The organism is Idiomarina sp. 017G (genome assembly GCF_004362265.1).
Taxonomy (GTDB): domain Bacteria; phylum Pseudomonadota; class Gammaproteobacteria; order Enterobacterales; family Alteromonadaceae; genus Idiomarina; species Idiomarina loihiensis.
In genome coordinates this window covers 1-15,820 of the sequence record NZ_SNWT01000004.1, presented here as the reverse complement: position 1 = coordinate 15,820, position 15,820 = coordinate 1, and the positions used below count along the sequence as shown (strand labels likewise).

The 15,820-nt window shown below is 47.9% G+C and carries 14 protein-coding genes; 10 read left to right on the top strand and 4 right to left on the bottom strand.

The genetic code is table 11. The features are described 5' to 3' along the window. Positions 1-32: 32 nt before the first annotated feature. Both DEU30_RS07075 and DEU30_RS07070 read left to right on the top strand, forming a co-directional pair. Positions 33-1,604 (top strand): hypothetical protein, encoded by a 1,572-nt coding sequence (locus tag DEU30_RS07075; RefSeq protein ID WP_034818319.1) that lies wholly within the window; start codon positions 33-35, stop codon positions 1,602-1,604. 73 nt (positions 1,605-1,677) lie between these two features. Next, positions 1,678-4,383 (top strand): TonB-dependent receptor, encoded by a 2,706-nt coding sequence (locus DEU30_RS07070; RefSeq protein ID WP_114981943.1) that lies wholly within the window; start codon positions 1,678-1,680, stop codon positions 4,381-4,383. Positions 4,384-4,625: 242 nt separating this feature from the next. Here DEU30_RS07070 and DEU30_RS07065 read toward each other — a convergent pair whose 3' ends face one another. Continuing rightward, positions 4,626-5,513, bottom strand: coding sequence for a mechanosensitive ion channel domain-containing protein (locus DEU30_RS07065; RefSeq protein WP_114981944.1), 888 nt, complete (start codon positions 5,511-5,513; stop codon positions 4,626-4,628). Between the two features lie 101 nt (positions 5,514-5,614). Here DEU30_RS07065 and DEU30_RS07060 point away from each other — a divergent pair, with 101 nt between their 5' ends. Then, the gene (locus DEU30_RS07060) at positions 5,615-7,207 is read left to right on the top strand and encodes an ABC-F family ATPase (RefSeq protein ID WP_114981945.1); all 1,593 of its coding nucleotides are present in this window, start codon (positions 5,615-5,617) and stop codon (positions 7,205-7,207) included. Here the strand turns inward: DEU30_RS07060 and DEU30_RS07055 are convergent. Both DEU30_RS07055 and DEU30_RS07050 read right to left on the bottom strand, forming a co-directional pair. Next, on the bottom strand, positions 7,204-7,869 hold the full coding sequence (locus tag DEU30_RS07055) for a glutathione S-transferase family protein (RefSeq protein ID WP_114981946.1): 666 nt from the start codon (positions 7,867-7,869) through the stop codon (positions 7,204-7,206). The genes DEU30_RS07060 and DEU30_RS07055 overlap by 4 nt on opposite strands. Before the next feature lie 108 nt (positions 7,870-7,977). Beyond that, positions 7,978-8,628, bottom strand: coding sequence for a DUF1707 domain-containing protein (locus tag DEU30_RS07050; RefSeq protein WP_114981947.1), 651 nt, complete (start codon positions 8,626-8,628; stop codon positions 7,978-7,980). 230 nt (positions 8,629-8,858) lie between these two features. Between DEU30_RS07050 and DEU30_RS07045 the strand changes: the two genes are divergently transcribed. The 4 genes from DEU30_RS07045 (at position 8,859) to DEU30_RS07030 (ending at position 12,890) form a co-directional block, all read left to right on the top strand. Further along, positions 8,859-10,436: an amidohydrolase family protein gene (locus DEU30_RS07045; RefSeq protein WP_114981948.1), complete on the top strand. Its 1,578-nt coding sequence runs from the start codon at positions 8,859-8,861 to the stop codon at positions 10,434-10,436. Positions 10,437-10,616: 180 nt separating this feature from the next. Next, positions 10,617-11,021 carry a GreA/GreB family elongation factor gene (locus DEU30_RS07040; RefSeq protein ID WP_227016348.1) on the top strand — a complete coding sequence of 135 codons (405 nt, stop codon included), beginning with the start codon at positions 10,617-10,619 and terminating at the stop codon, positions 11,019-11,021. A gap of 219 nt (positions 11,022-11,240) precedes the next feature. Next, the gene (locus DEU30_RS07035; RefSeq protein ID WP_114981950.1) at positions 11,241-11,618 is read left to right on the top strand and encodes a GreA/GreB family elongation factor; all 378 of its coding nucleotides are present in this window, start codon (positions 11,241-11,243) and stop codon (positions 11,616-11,618) included. A gap of 60 nt (positions 11,619-11,678) precedes the next feature. Next, positions 11,679-12,890, top strand: coding sequence for a Xaa-Pro peptidase family protein (locus DEU30_RS07030; protein ID WP_114981951.1), 1,212 nt, complete (start codon positions 11,679-11,681; stop codon positions 12,888-12,890). Positions 12,891-13,374: 484 nt separating this feature from the next. Here DEU30_RS07030 and cadR read toward each other — a convergent pair whose 3' ends face one another. Further along, complete coding sequence (cadR, locus tag DEU30_RS07025; protein WP_114981952.1) at positions 13,375-13,782, bottom strand: Cd(II)/Pb(II)-responsive transcriptional regulator; 408 nt, start codon at positions 13,780-13,782, stop codon at positions 13,375-13,377. Between the two features lie 95 nt (positions 13,783-13,877). Between cadR and DEU30_RS07020 the strand changes: the two genes are divergently transcribed. The 3 genes from DEU30_RS07020 to DEU30_RS07010 form a co-directional block, all read left to right on the top strand. Next, the gene (locus DEU30_RS07020) at positions 13,878-14,774 is read left to right on the top strand and encodes a cation transporter (RefSeq protein ID WP_114981953.1); all 897 of its coding nucleotides are present in this window, start codon (positions 13,878-13,880) and stop codon (positions 14,772-14,774) included. A gap of 3 nt (positions 14,775-14,777) precedes the next feature. Next, positions 14,778-15,290: a signal peptidase II gene (lspA, locus tag DEU30_RS07015; RefSeq protein ID WP_068518357.1), complete on the top strand. Its 513-nt coding sequence runs from the start codon at positions 14,778-14,780 to the stop codon at positions 15,288-15,290. Between the two features lie 21 nt (positions 15,291-15,311). After that, on the top strand, positions 15,312-15,820 hold a 509-nt coding region (locus tag DEU30_RS07010; RefSeq protein ID WP_133493652.1), incomplete at its 3' end, for a transposase family protein.

Here is a 15,820-nt window from a genome sequence, read left to right as displayed (position 1 = left end):
TAACTGGATAAAATCCAAGTCGGGAGAACCCAATGAAATTTAATACCTTATTCAAAATCTCTGCAGTAACGACAGCTTTATTTTTGGCCGGTTGCGGCGGCGACATTAATGTTACACCAACGGTTAATAATGGCGGCGGCGCTGACGGTGGTAATGGTGGCGATGGCGGTACCAGCGTAGAGTGCGCTAGTTACGGCGATGTGGAAGGTACCTACGACGGTCAAGACTGTACCTATGATGAAAATTTCGCCAGTGCGACCATCGAAATTGATGAAGATATTACTTTTGAAGAGTTGCCTGACGGTGGTGTGCACGTATTTGAAGGCGCGCTGCAAGTTGGTGTCGATTGCGACACGACGACAAGCTGTGAAATTAACCAGAATGGCCCGGTTATGACCGTTGAACCAGGTGCTACACTGGCCTTTACTTCTGGTGAAGCCATTATTCAGATTGCTCGTGGCGCGCAGTTAAATGCTGTTGGTACTTTCGACAAGCCAATTACATTTACCTCAGCTAACGCATTTGACCGTCTGAATGTTTCTGGCGACGCGCCACGTTATGCAGACTGGGGCGGCATCATTATTAACGGTAACGGTATTACCAACCAGTGTACTGATGCACAGCGCGATGGCGGTACTTGTAACGTAGAGTCTGAAGGTATTGTGAGCTATTACGGTGGTAATGATAACACTGATAGCAGCGGCTCAATGAAATATGCAAAAATTTGGTACGCCGGTTCAGGCCCTCGCGATGGTGGTGATGGCGATGACCTTAACTCATTAACTTTAAACGCTGTTGGTTCTGGATCATCTTATGAATTTATCCATATTCATCAAGGCTATGATGACGGTATTGAGTTCTTCGGGGGGAAAGCGGATGTTAAAAACGTGGTTTTCACCGATACTCAGGATGACTCAATGGACATCGATGCTGGTTGGCAAGGCCGTGCACAGTTCCTGTTTATTAAACACGGTACAGTGACGGTAGATGGCAATACTAACTACATGGGTAACGGCGGATTTGAAGCCGACGGTGAGAAAAATAACGGTCCAGACTACAGCCAGGCACCAACGTCAGCACCGACCATTGCTAACGTAACTATTATCACCACTGATGGTAAATCTGTACGTGATAACGATCCATCTATTGCCACTAAGTTTGATGATAACTTCCAGGGTCAAATGTATAACGTCCTGAAAGTTAAAGAGAATGGTACTGCTGACGACGGTTGTATCTTCTTTACTTCAGACGGTGAAGCAGGCGTAGATAACGGCGAGCTGGACTTCTACAGCTCAGTTTTAGCCTGTACTAACAACTTCGTAAATACCGGTGATAACACCTTTGCAGATGGCGAAACTTACTCAGCCTGGTATCCGAACGGCGGCGTAAACGAAATTCTTGATGGCTCCGCTACTGTTCTGAATGACGACGGTATCTCTACAGATATGACTTCTTCTATCACTATCTCGGCGAATGACTTAACGTCACTAAACGATGACTTCTTTACTCCGGTTGATTTCATCGGCGCATTGTCTGACGACGATACAAGCTCTGAGTGGTACCAGTGGGTTGAAACTGCTGTAGCTGCTGCTGACGCAGACTAATTTGAGTTGGAATGCGAATGAATAGGCGCAACGGTGTTGCGCCTATTTTCCGATTTTATTGCAGGAGTTGGTTATGAAAAATCAATACAAACTCAAGCCTGTTGCTTTAGCGGTTGGATTAGGGTTGTTTGTCTCTGCGCCAGCAGCTTTGGCTCAGCAAGCCGATGAAGCAGACGTTGAACGCGAATCGACCATTGAAGAAGTGGTTACCACCGGCAGTCGTTTGCAGGGTAGTGCCGCGGCTGTTGTTCAGGAACGTAAAAATCAGGCTTTTGTGGCTGATATTCTGGGTGCCGAGCAGTTGTCCCGCTCTGGCGACAGCGACGCGGCCTCGGCTTTACGCCGGGTGACCGGTTTAACCCTGGTCGATGGTAAATTTATTTATGTGCGCGGTTTAGGCGAGCGTTATTCAAGTGCCCGTATTAATGGTGCCAGCATTCCCAGCCCGGATTTAACCCGTAACGTCATTCCTTTGGATATTATCCCATCAACTATTATTGAAAGCATGGCAGTGCAAAAGGTGTTTTCACCTTCAATGCCGGCGGCTTTTGGTGGCGGTAATATTGATATTCGTACGCGTTCTTTGCCTGACGACTTTGTTTTTAGTCTTGAAGCGGGTGTTGGCATGAATAGCAACGCAGACGAAGGTTATACCTATAACCGGGACGACAGCGGTATTCCGGCAGGCATAAAAGACGCAATTGGCCGCTACCAGGGTGACTTTAGTCTACGTAATATTGTTAATACCGACGGTCTGACCGGTTCTGGAAATAGTGCGGGTAATCAGGCTCGGGCAATAAATGCGTCGCTGGCTAAACAGTTACCACGAGACATGGTGCTGAAGAAAGAATCTTTAGACCCTAACATGGACTTTAAAGCCACCTTAGGTAATAGCTTTGACGAGTCATTTTTCGGTGGAACTATAGGCGTGTTAGCCGCGGCTTCCTACGATAATGACTGGGATGTTTCTGAGCGCAAAAATGCGGTTATCAGTAACAACGCAACAGCTGATTGTTCAACGTCTCTGGCGACGGTCGAAGACATCTCTAAGTCTTGTTACAACACCTTTGAAGAAACCACAGTAACGACAGAAACTGAGCGTCTGAACGGCTTTTTCACTGCGGGTTATGAATTAGATACACACAGTGTCAGTTATACCAAAATTTATCTAGAAGACTCGGAAGATGAATCGGAGTTTGGTATCAAGCAAAGCCCGAACGGTAGTAACCTGAAAACCATAGTTGGAACCGGTATAGCTAACCGCGAGCACGAATTCAAATACGAAGAGCGTGTCTTAAACGTTGATCAGTTCCGCGGCCAACATACTCTTATGGACTATTGGGGCATTGGTTTCGACTGGCAGTATACGGAATCAAAAGCGGAAACGGATATCCCTACCGAAGTTTCGTATCGTTTTGACGATATTTATGACACCGAGGGTAACTTCTCTGAAACTCGCGTAACGGGCGATGACAACCGTGCTATTTTCCAGTTTGTTGATATGGAAGATAACGTTAAGTCTTACGGCGGTAACCTGTCATTACCACTTGCATTTTCTGGAATAGAGCTTGAGCTAAAAGCAGGCTATGACTTTGTTGATAAAGCGCGTTATTACAGTACCAGTCGCTTTAGTCTGGACAATGCATCGGGTTCGCGTTTGTCAGTGCTGGACGACTTAGATGACGTGTTAGGTGTCACGGGTTATTTGACGGATGATGTTATTGATGACAACGATTTCCGTATTTCTTTCCGTGAACCCGGTGCGCCAAATGCGGATGACTATCTGGCCGCTCAGAAAATTGATGCCTATTACGGTGAGTTCGATGCAATATTCGATAACACCTGGCGTGTAAGTGGTGGTGTTCGTTATGAAGACTTTAAACAGGTTTCTCTGGCAACATCGAGCTTAATTTTTAGTGAGCAGGATTTAAATAATTATTTCAATCCTGAGCGTGTGCTTGAAAGCACCATTGCTGAAGACGACCTCTACACGGCTTTATCGTTGACTTATATGGCCAGTGATAATTACCAGCTGCGTTTTGGTTACGGCGAAACCGTTGTGCGTCCGGATTTACGTGAAACAGTGCCGGTGGCTTACTACGACCCAATTACGGACATTCGTACGTTCGGTAGAGCTGGCTTAGAGAGCAGTGATTTACGTAACTACGATGCACGCTTTGAGTACTATGCCGATAATGGCGACAATTACACCATTGCGGCTTTCTATAAGGACATAGAGAACCCCATTGAGTCAGTGCTTCAGGTGGGCGATGAAGATTACACCTTAAGTTACGTTAATGGTGAATCAGCTGAAGTCTATGGCGTTGAGCTTGAGTGGCTGCACGATTTAGGTTACCTGGCGAACGGGTTTTTTACCTCTGGTAACTTAACCTGGAGTGACTCTGAAGCGTCGATTGATCCGGCATTGGCGGGTAACTTAACCAACCGGACTAAGCGTATGACGGGACACTCTGAGTACGTTGCCAACTTCCAGTTGAACTACGACTCAGCTAACGGAGAACATGCGACCTCACTGGTGTATAACGTGTTTGGTGAGCGTATCTTAGCGGCTGGTATCGGTGGACGTGAGGACGCTTATGAGCAACCCTTCCATTCACTGGACTTGGTTTATAACTATTATCCGAGCTTTAATTCTAAAATCGGCTTAAAAGTTAAGAACCTGCTGGGCGAAGATCAGGAAGTGACTCAGTCGGATATTCTGGTTCGTAGTAAAGAAGTAGGAACTGTCGTTAGCTTAAGTTACAGCTACGAGTTCTAAGTAGCCTGATGTTTACATCAGGTGAGATGCTTGAAGTCATTATCTGATGTTGAACATTCGGCTACGGAGAGGAATAGTGGTAGAGGGCGCGCCTGACGGTTGCAGCGGACTATTGAGGAGGTGTGCAGCGCCATGGATGGCGCTGCCCAAGCCCTACAGGGATGTATTTACGGGCGTCCTCCTCAATAGTCCCTGCGGCCTCAGCGCCCGCTACATCCACCTCACCTGAGGTGAACCTCAGGCTACGTCATCTTTATCTCTAGCGGCTTTAACGTATCCAAATGCACGTCGCGTTGAGGGAAGGCGATAACAATATCGTTCTCGGCGAAAAGCTTATCCAGCTTAAAGCGAATGTCTGACTGCACCCGGCGAATATCCATAGGGGCTTCTACTTCCGTCCAGAACAGCAAATTAAACGTCAGGCTGTTGTCACCAAAGTCATCGAAAAACACTTCAAAAGGTAAGCGCTGAACGATTTTCTCGTGTTGGCTGGCCGCTTCCATCATCAATTCGCGGACTCTGTCTATCGGCGAGCCATAAGCAACGCCCACGGTGACTGTGCTGCGTATTTCAGTGGATACCAGCGTCCAGTTCACTACGCGCTGTTCCAGAAAGTAGCTGTTTGGTACCAGCACATGCACACCGTCGAAACGTTTGATGCGAACGCAGCGGTTACCAATTTCTTCAATACGACCGCGTTCGTTCTCCAGCTCTACAATATCGCCAATGCGGATAGGGCGCTCGGCAATTAATATCATGCCGGAAATAAGGTTGTTTAGCAGGTTCTGGGCACCAAAACCGACACCAATGGCTAATGCACCACCCAGAACCGCGAATATGGTAATAGGGATGCCAGCGACCGGTAGGGCAATGAGCACAATAAGTACATAAGCCAGAAAAGAGAATAACTTACGAAAAGCATAAATGGTGTTCTGAGAGGCGTGGCCGGATTTTAAGGCACGCTTAACCAGACTAGAGCCTATCCAGCGTATGACAATGACGCCAACAATAATCAGCGTAATAGCAATAATGACCTGGCTTAGGTATATCTGCGCGTCTCCGGTTTTCCATAACTCGACATTCCAGATTCTATTTAAACCAGAAGAGATGTCTGTCCAGGACATTTGCATAATCTATTTACCTATTATAGTGAATCTTTCTTTGTAATTTACGCGAAAAACACGTACATTGCGCGCTCAATTTTTACCCTATGATCCTGGATGTTGACTACGTGATTTCTGCTGCAAATATCACCATGCAATTTGGTGCAAAGCCTCTTTTTGAAAATATTTCTGTTAAATTCGGCAATGGTAACCGTTATGGCCTGATAGGCGCTAATGGCTGCGGTAAGTCGACCTTTATGCGTATATTAAGTGGTGAGCAGGAGCCTTCGGCTGGCAATGTGTCGCTGGAACCCAATATTCGCATCGGTAAGTTGCGTCAGGATCAATTTGCTTACGAAGACTACAGTGTCGTTGATGCCGTTATTATGGGCCACGAAGAGCTGTGGGCGGTAAAAGAAGAACGGGACCGCATTTACAGCAGCGGCGAAATGAGCGAAGAAGACGGCATGCGTGTGGCCGACCTGGAGACCGAGTTTGCTGAAATGGATGGCTATACTGCGGAGTCACGCGCCGGTGAGTTATTGCTGGGGCTGGGCATACCGGTAGAGCAGCACTTTGGACTGATGTCGGCGCTGGCGCCGGGTGTAAAAATTCGGGTGTTACTGGCGCAGGTACTGTTCTCCGAGCCGGATATTATGTTGCTGGACGAGCCGACCAACAACCTGGACATTAACACCATTCGCTGGCTGGAAGGCGTGTTGGCCGAAAAGCAAAGCACCATGATTATTATTTCGCACGACCGTCACTTTCTGAACACGGTTTGTACGCATATGGCCGATATTGACTATGGCGAGCTGCGCGTCTACCCGGGTAACTATGACGAATACATGTTTGCCGCCACTCAGGCGCGCGAGCAGTTAATGAGCGATAACGCCAAGAAAAAAGAGAAAATTGCCGAGCTGCAGAGCTTTGTTAGCCGCTTCTCAGCGAACGCGTCAAAAGCTAAACAGGCAACGTCGCGTCAGAAACAAATGGAGAAAATTCAGCTGGACGAGGTTAAAGCCTCCAGTCGTGTTAATCCGTACATTCGTTTTACTCAGGAAAAGAAACTCTACCGGTTAGCGCTTGAAACCGAGAACGTGCGTAAGAGCTTCGAAGACGAAGCGGTCTTAAAAGGCTTGAGTACCTCGATAGAAGTGGGTGAAAAAGTCGCCATTATTGGTGCCAACGGTATCGGTAAAACCACGTTGTTGAAATGCTTAATGGGTGAATACACGCCAGACTCAGGCAGCATTAAGTGGTCTGAAAATGCGGCGATAGGTTACTACGCGCAGGATCACGCCCACTGGTTTAAACAGGATATGACCGTTTACGAGTGGATGTATCAGTGGAAAAAACCGGGTGACGACGAGCAGGCTATTCGGGGTGTGTTGGGCCGTATGCTGTTCTCTTCTGATGACATTCAAAAGCCGGTATCGATTTTGTCTGGTGGTGAAAAAGGCCGGATGATTTTCGGTAAACTGATTTTGCAGCGCCCGAACATTCTGGTGATGGACGAACCGACTAACCACCTGGATATGGAATCAATAGAGTCGCTGAACCTGGCGCTGGAACAATTTGAAGGCACTTTGCTGTTTGTCAGCCATGACCGCGAGTTCGTCTCGACTCTGGCTACGCGTATTATCGAAATTACCGACAAAGGCTTACGCGACTTTGCCGGCAGTTACGATGAATATCTGGCGCAGTTGGCTTCGGTTTAACGCTGCACCATTTTCTGGGCGCTCTTGACCAGTTCGTCAGGGTCGCCCATGCGCTCCGGCTTTGTTACGCCGCGTTGGCAGGCAGGGCGCTCGCTAATGGTGTTCATCCAGCGCTTCAGGTTTTCCAGGCCATCCAGACTCACACCGGACCAGTCGTGGGTACGCACCCAGCACCAGTTGGCAATATCCGCTAACGAGAAGTTATCACCCGCTAAGTATTCAGACTCGCCCAAGCGTGTGTTCAGCACTTCAAAAAGCCGACGGCTTTCATTCTGATAGCGTTCAATGGCTGAGGGCAGCTTTTCCGGAAAATATCGATAGAAGACATTGGCCTGACCCATCATGGGACCAATGCCACCCATCTGAAACATCAGCCACTGGATCATACGTGAACGTTCTTTCGGGTCTTTAGGGTTAAGCTTGTCGTAGGTTTCAGCCAGATACAGCATAATGGCACCTGACTCAAACACCGCGAAATCGTCGTTGTTTTTATCGACAATCACCGGAATACGACCGTTAGGGTTCATTTTTAGGAACTCCGGGCGTTTTTGCTCATTTTCCTGCAACTGCACATGGTGCAGTTTATAGTCCAGCCCCATTTCCTCTAATGTGACCGTGGCTTTGTAACCATTGGGGGTTGCTGATGTGTAGAGTTCAATCATGTTTATTCCTTAAACCTTTGATGAGTCGCGCTGTTTCATACGCTCGTACCAGGCTTTTAGATTAGGCCAGCGGTCATCGACTCGCAACTGAATTCACCTATCCCGACTTCACCGAGATTGAAAGGTGCCCTTCAAGCTATTAGCAAAGGCTACGAACTTCTCTTTTATGGTGCGTTTTACTTTCACTTCAACCGAGCCAAGCAACTGGAAGCCTTCAATTCGTATATGCGGAGCTTGCTTTAGGTTGCCCATTGAGGGCGCTTTATTTTCGGTAGAGCCAAGAACACTAAAGACGTTGGTGCTAATGGTAACCTCTTCAGGCACAAAAACTTCAAGACTTGAAAGCCCGCCAATAATTTTGATAGTGACGTCCGGGTGTTGAAAAACGGCATCGGTAAAGTCCAGTTCTACAGAGCCTAGCAGAGAGTAGATGGTGATTTCACGCGGCACTGTCCACACGCCACAGCGCTCATTAGAAGACAGTATGGATATCACCTTTTCGGTTGGTTGAATGCGTCCTTCGCCATAATGTGGTGAGAATTTCTGCTCTTTCATGCTGTCGTATGAGGTGTCGGGCTTCAGCTCCAGGTCTTCTACCAAATCGGAAAGCTGGCGATGTTCAGTTGCATCCATGGCTTGATCAAGCCGGCGTTCAAAAGCTTCTTCAGATAATTCACCGTGGCCGTAGTTCATTACCAACTGATCAATCGTCTCTTCGCGGACCTTTTCCAGTGGACGGTCTTCAAATTTTACACTCATGATGTTTCCTTGTTGTTCTTATCTTCTTATTATGGACAACAAAGCAATTCTTAGGCCAGAAATAAATCATTTTGAAATCAATGGCTTAATATTTTTGTTTTTATTTGGTTTTGTGTGTCTGACCAAAAATTAGGAAAAGTTACCAATTGTCGGGGGGCTGGTTGATCTTTTATGAGTTATTAACTTAACTAAAACCTAGAAAAATCAGGTTACTTCAAACGGATACGGCCATGAGTAAACTACCTTTCGTTGTTGATGCCCATACCCACCTTTTTAACGCCCGCTACGTGCCTTTGCAGGGGATTCTCGAAAGTTGGGGAATTTGGAAAATACCGGCAAAGCTGATTAGCAAACTGGCCTATTCCCTAACCGCCAGTTCCACGCTAAAAGAGCGGCTAGAATCGTTTTCAGTAGCATCGAAAAAAGGCGCCACTGAAAAAATCTGCAACGAATTTGCCCATCTGGTTTGTATTGAGATAGAGCACTATTTACTGGAAGAAGGCGATAGCAACCCGGAGTTAGTCGAAGCCTATCAGGAGCAATTCGTAAACAGCGAGCTGTATTCGGTTCTGAAGGAAATACACCAGTATTACGGTGACAGTGAATCGGCTCAGGAGCTGGAGTTAGATTACATAAAAACGAAATGGACTTTCAAAGCAGAAACTCGCGTTCAGGATAAAATATCAGGCTGGTTCTCAGGCATTCACAAAATGATAGAGCGAATGCTACGTAAGTCACTGGAGTTTCTGGAAGACGCTGCGGACAAAATAGATTTTGTCTTGAATATGCTACGCAGTGAAGTCGGGATACTTAAGCGGTTAAAAGGCTATTACGACAACTTCTCGGAACGCTATGTGCTTTTTCATTACATGATGGATATGGCTTACCCATTTGATGATGACCCCAAATACGATTTTTATGATCAGCAGTTGGAGCGCATGACTGCGCTGGAGAATTTTTCGGATGGAATAGTCCTTGGCTTCTCCGCATTTGACCCTTTACGTTTTGTTTCTCAGTCTCCCTCTGACCGAGTGCTTCGTGATGCTATAGAAAGATCACTAGAACATGGCAAGGCAGGGTTCAAGTTTTATCCTCCTATGGGGTACAAGCCTGCAGGCAACGAACCTAACGTGGAACGAATTGTTGATTATTTTCTGGATTTTTGTGTGGAGTATTCCATTCCGGTTTTCACTCACTGCACTCCGGAAGGCTTTCAAGCCTATAAAGGCTCGGGCCTGAATTCAGACCCGGATTATTGGGAACAGGCGCTGACAAAGAATAAGCAGAGAGAAACCATGAGATTATGCTTTGGCCATGCCGGTGGTGGAAAGCGGAAAATGAACGGACGCTGGGTTAAAGGGTGGCTGTCGGATACGGAAGATGAATGGAATGATCCGAATAACTACGCTCGTAAAGTTGTAGAGCTGTGTCGGCGCTACCGGCATGTCTATTGTGATTTGTCTTACCTGCACGAAATTGTCGGAAGCAAGAAAGCGCAGGCAAGCCTGGCTAAACGACTTGAGATAGAGCTAACGCGTGAAGCCACTACCGACAAACCTTTTAAACTGGCCGATAAAATGATGTACGGTAGCGACTGGCATATGGTGTCTATGGTTAATGACATTGAAGTTTATTTTGGGCAAGTAAAGGACATTTTCGAAAAGGAAAAAATGCAGCCTTTTGCTGATAGGTTCTATTTTAAAAATGCGCTGAAGTACGTTGACTTAGACGCTTATATTGAACGTGCAGAGAACGTCTTTAGTCAGGATTACATTGCTCGGCTAAAGAATGTCGTCGGCTTGCTTTAAATTTTTAACGGGCTATGATGGATTCAGTTGTTAAGAGGACATCATGTTTAAGTCTAACTATTCAATACAGAGCACCGCTCTCACCTTTCCAAATTAAGCCGGACGCGCCTTAAGCGTCCGGCAAGTCTGTCTGTTATTCCCTTTAAATAATTTATGTTCAGTTCGGTTGGAGATAAAGCCGTGCTTAAGCGTGCATTCAGGTTCTGTAAAACCTCGGTTTGTCCGTCAAACCCAATTTTTCAGGAAGCGGGGCAGCAAATGCTGATAGATCCCGTAGAGCTCAGTATTTTATTGAATAGACTTGAGTTCAGTGAGTCAAAAGAAGCCTTAATTGAAAAACGCATTCGAGTCGGAGCTTCAGTTGTCCTGCGTAATGTAAAAACAATGGAACAGGTAAGGGTTAGGTTGGTTCCGCCAGAGTTGGCGGATACTGATAACTACCTGGTGTCTTTTATTTCCCCCTTAGGCTCGACGTTGCTTGGTCTTCGCGTAGGCGATATAGCAACAGTTACTGTGAAAGGTATATCAATAAAATGGGAGGTTCTGACGGTAAATCAGAATCGACTCGCATCTGTTGATGCTTAGCCGGAATTCAAAGGAGGGTAGTGCCTTGGAGTAACTTAGTTGTGCAATGTGTCGATTAATTTAAACATTTGAACAGATAAGGTGAATCCAATGAGTAAAGAAAAACAAAAGAAAAAACCGCAGTTAACGTTGAAAGAAAAACGAAAAGAAAAGAAGAAAAAGAAACTTGAAGAGTAAACTTAAAGGGCTCTCCGGAGCCTTTTTTTATGAGAGAGAATTATGAATACTAGACCTAACATTGTTATTTCGTGTGTCGATATGGCCGTAATTGAACATCATTTAGATGAGACCAGTTTACCTCGAGAGTTTTTGGATGAGTTAGAGGTTGAGCTGGCCCGTGCTAAAATTGTTGAACCAAATGTCATTCCAGCCGACGTAGCTTGTCTGAATCGGCAAGTGACCTTTAAGGTTTTAGAAACGGGGAAAGTGTTTACAAAAATCCTGACTGCGCCCGATCAGGTGGATAAATATGAAGACAGCTTATCGGTTTTTGCTCCTTTGGGGGCAGCGCTTATTGGTCTTTCCGTAGGGCAGTCTATTCAATGGAAAACCAACCGCGGTCTACAGTCAGTTGAGATTATTCATGTAGCTAAGTAGGTAATTGACGAATCGATACAGAGTTTGTCTTGGTGGCACAATTAATAAGAGGAGTGTTTTATGACCCATGGTGTGGGAATTGCGCGAGCTGAGGAAGCCCTCAGTGCGTTGGAAGATATGACCGAAGGTGTTCAGCCTATTAAACTGGAAGAATACCGACAGCGCGTTGCTAATGCACAGAAACTGATGCAGGAACAAGGCATCAGCGCTATGTATTTAAACGCAGGTACTAACCTGGAATATTTTACCGGCTTAAAATGGTACCCCAGTGAGCGTTTGGTCGGGGCCGTTCTTCCGGTTGAAGGGGATGTCACCTTAATAGCGCCCGCGTTTGAAGTCGGTTCATTAACCCAGGCAATGGTACTGCCTATGGACACGCTTTTGTGGGACGAACACGAATCACCTTATGAGCGGTTGTTGGCTTTTCTAACCGAGCATTTTTCTGACGGCTATAAACTGGCGTTGGATGAGTCTACACCTTACAGCGTTGTGGCAAAGCTGGAAGAGCGTAAACCAGCCGAAACAATGTGCGACGCAAAAGTTATTACCGCTGCCTGCCGCATGCATAAGTCGCCCGCAGAGCTGGCGTTAATTCAGGCGGCAATGGATATGACCATGGCCGTGCACAGAGCCACCGGTGCCATGCTGCACGAGGGCGTAACAGCTTCTGAAGTCAGAGCTTTTATTAATGAAGCACACCGTAAGGTGGGAGCGTCCGGGTCGTTTTTCTGTATTGTGTTATTTGGGAAAGGCACCAGTTACCCGCACGGCGTTAATTACGAGCAGCGCTTAGAAAAAGACGACTGGGTGCTTATTGATACCGGTTGCAAGCTGCATGGCTATCACTCCGATATTACCCGTACATACCCCTTTGGCAACGCGACTGAAGAGCAACAAGTGTTCTGGCAGTACGAACGTGATTTACAGCAGGCTGCTTTTGATGCGGCTCGTATCGGTAAAAGCTGCGAATCCGTTGATGACGCGGTTCGGGTTAAGTTGAACGAACTGGGCTTAAAGGCGGACTATCAATTACCCGGCGTACCGCACAGAACAGGCCATGGTATAGGTATGGACTTGCATGAATGGCCGTATTTAGTCGGTGGGGACAAGACCCCGCTGGCACCGGGAATGTGTTTCAGTAATGAACCTATGGTGATTAACCCGGAAAAGTTCGGCGTGCGCCTGGAAGACCATTTTTATATGAGCGAAGAGGGCCCTTTCTGGTTTACCGAACCATCTCGCTCAGTGGATGACCCTTTTAACCTTCTGTAACCGCATGTAGCCTGACGTTCACGTCAGGTTCAATGGCCAAATATTGTTCTCTGATATGTAGCCTGACATTTATGTCAGGTGAGATATCGCACCTGATGTGAACATCAGGCTACAGATACAAAAAAGCCCCGCACGAAGTGCAGGGCTTTAGGAAGAAGTTGGTGCCGGAGGCGGAATCGATAAGATCTAATAACTTATTGTTTTATAGTGGATAAAAAATATTAAGATTCAAGCGTGTTACTTACCTTGTTACTAAAACTTCAGCTTTAGTTTTTTGATTGAAAGCTTTTTCACAAATGAATCTTTTAACTTTTTGGCTATGCCCAATACTCGCTTAACACGTTGAACATAGCTATAGTGGTCTGCAACTTGTGAACGTGTAGTGGCAAATAAATTCGGGTAAGCGGATTAAATGGTTGATCTTACCTTTGCATGAGAGTGAGACAGACCGGCATCTCATCGGATTATCTGGTTGATGCTTCACCTACTGCTGGTGCATGTTTCCTTCGCTAATTCCAGCAAGAACCCCACACGCCTCAACTTCCCGGTCATCGTTGCAACTCGCTCTCAGTGAAACGAGTTGTTTCTCAAGCGCTTGCAGAGCGGTTATCTGCGACCGCACATGAGAGATGTGATCATCGAGCAAGGCGTTGACGGCGGTACAAGGCTGATGAGGGTCGTCCTGATAGCTCTGTAGTTCGTGAATCTCAGCCAGTGACAGGCCCAGGATTCTGCAGCGACGGATGAAGGCCAGCCCCTCACCATGCTTCTCGGTATAGACACGGTAACCGTTGTCCTGCCGATCAGGCGGCGGCAACAAGCCCTGCCGTTCGTAGAAGCGGATCGTCTGTGTATCTACCCCTACTGACTGTGCCAACTGACCAATACGCATCGGGTTCCTCCGCAACGGATTCTCTACGCTATTGACCTTATAGCTACTATATAGTATTAAATGAAAGCCCGATCACATTCAAGTGGAGTCATATCATGAGTAAAAACTGCGGAGGCCCCTGTGGCGACGATGCAAGGCCTGCGGCGGATACCGATATGCAGGCCTCCTCCGATGCGTCGGGGGAATGGGTCAGTGTTTATGCCGTGCCGAAGATGGACTGTCCATCAGAAGAGCGCATGATTCGCCTGGCCCTGAACGGCGTTGAGGGGATTCGGGCACTGTCCTTCGACTTGTCGAACCGCCGGGTGAAGGTCGTGCATGACGGTGAGGTCGAGCCCGTCAGCTCGAAACTGAAGACCTTGGAGCTAGGCGCCTCGCTTCAGGAAAGCGTCGCTGCCGATCCGGAGACCATCAAGGCGGCCGAGTTCTCGGCAGCCTCTGCCACGCAAGAATCCGGGACTCTGCGCTGGTTGCTCGGCATCAATGCACTCCTTTTCGTAGTGGAAATGACAGCCGGCCTGATCGCCCAGTCCACCGGCCTGATTGGAGAGTCCCTGGACAATTTCGCCGATGCGGCCGTGTACGGGCTCGCCCTTTATGCGGTTGGACATAGCGTGAGAATGCAGTTACGTGCCGCGCATGTTGCTGGTGTACTGCAACTGATCTTGGCTGTGGGCGTACTCATAGAGGTGGTGAGACGCTTTGTATTCGGTAGTGAGCCTGAATCGCTGGTGATGATGGCTATCGCATTCGTCGCATTGATTGCCAATACCAGTTGTCTGCTGCTCATATCCAAACATCGGGAGGGCGGGGCGCACATGAAGGCAAGCTGGATATTCTCGGCCAACGACGTGGTGATCAACCTGGGGGTCATCACCGCCGGCGCCCTGGTCGCGTGGACCGGTTCCAATTATCCGGATCTAATTATCGGCACCATCGCGGGGCTCGTCGTGCTTAACGGTGCCAGGCGCATTCTGGCGCTCAAGGGTTAAATAATGCTCATTATTGGCAAAAAGCTCTCGCCGTATGCCCTATTGTCCATATCGGGCCTGCTGGCAACGTCTGATCAGGCTGTAAAGTGGCTGGTGCAGCAATCAATGGCCTATGGCGAGTCTGTTTCGGTGACCCCGTTCTTTAACTGGGTGCACCTATGGAACACCGGTGCCGCATTCAGTCTTTTTGCGAATGGTGGAGGCTGGCAGCGCTACTTTTTTATCGGGATCGCGGTGGCGGTCTCGATTTTTCTGATCAAGCTGATCCTTGAAAATCGTCATAAAGGAGAAGCCATCGCTTACAGTCTTATCCTCGGTGGCGCCATGGGCAACCTGATTGACCGGGTCTTTCGTGGCTATGTTGTGGATTCCTTTGATTTCTATTGGCGAGACTGGCATTGGCCGGCCTTCAACCTGGCTGATATTGCAATTGTCCTCGGTGCCTTACTTTTCGTTTCCGGCAGCTTTTTGGGTAAAAAAACAAACACCAATGCCGAGTCGGATGGATCTGACTGACACCTTCGCCTATACAACACCATGACCGAACTTCCCGACAACATTCTTCACATGCCGCAATACCAAGTACTGGGCTGCAAATCAACCGACGACGAAATGCACTTCCAGGTGGACGCGCCCGATCCCGTCGCTTGCGAGGAATGCGGCGTGCAGGGTGAGTTCGTGCGGTTCGGCAAGCGTGATGTTCCCTATCGTGATCTGCCCATCCACGGCAAGCGGGTCACTCTCTGGGTGGTCCGCCGCCGATACACCTGCCGGGCCTGCAAGACAACATTCAGGCCCCAGCTACCGGAGATGGTGGACGGATTCCGTATGACACTGCGGCTGCATGAGTACGTGGAGAAGGAATCCTTCAACCACCCCTACACCTTTGTGGCGGCACAGACCGGCCTGGACGAGAAGACGGTGCGCGACATCTTCAACGCCCGCGCCGAGTTCCTGGGGCGCTGGCACCGCTTCGAGACGCCCCGCATCCTGGGCATTGACGAGCTATACCTGAACAAGCGCTACCGCTGCATTCTGACCAACAT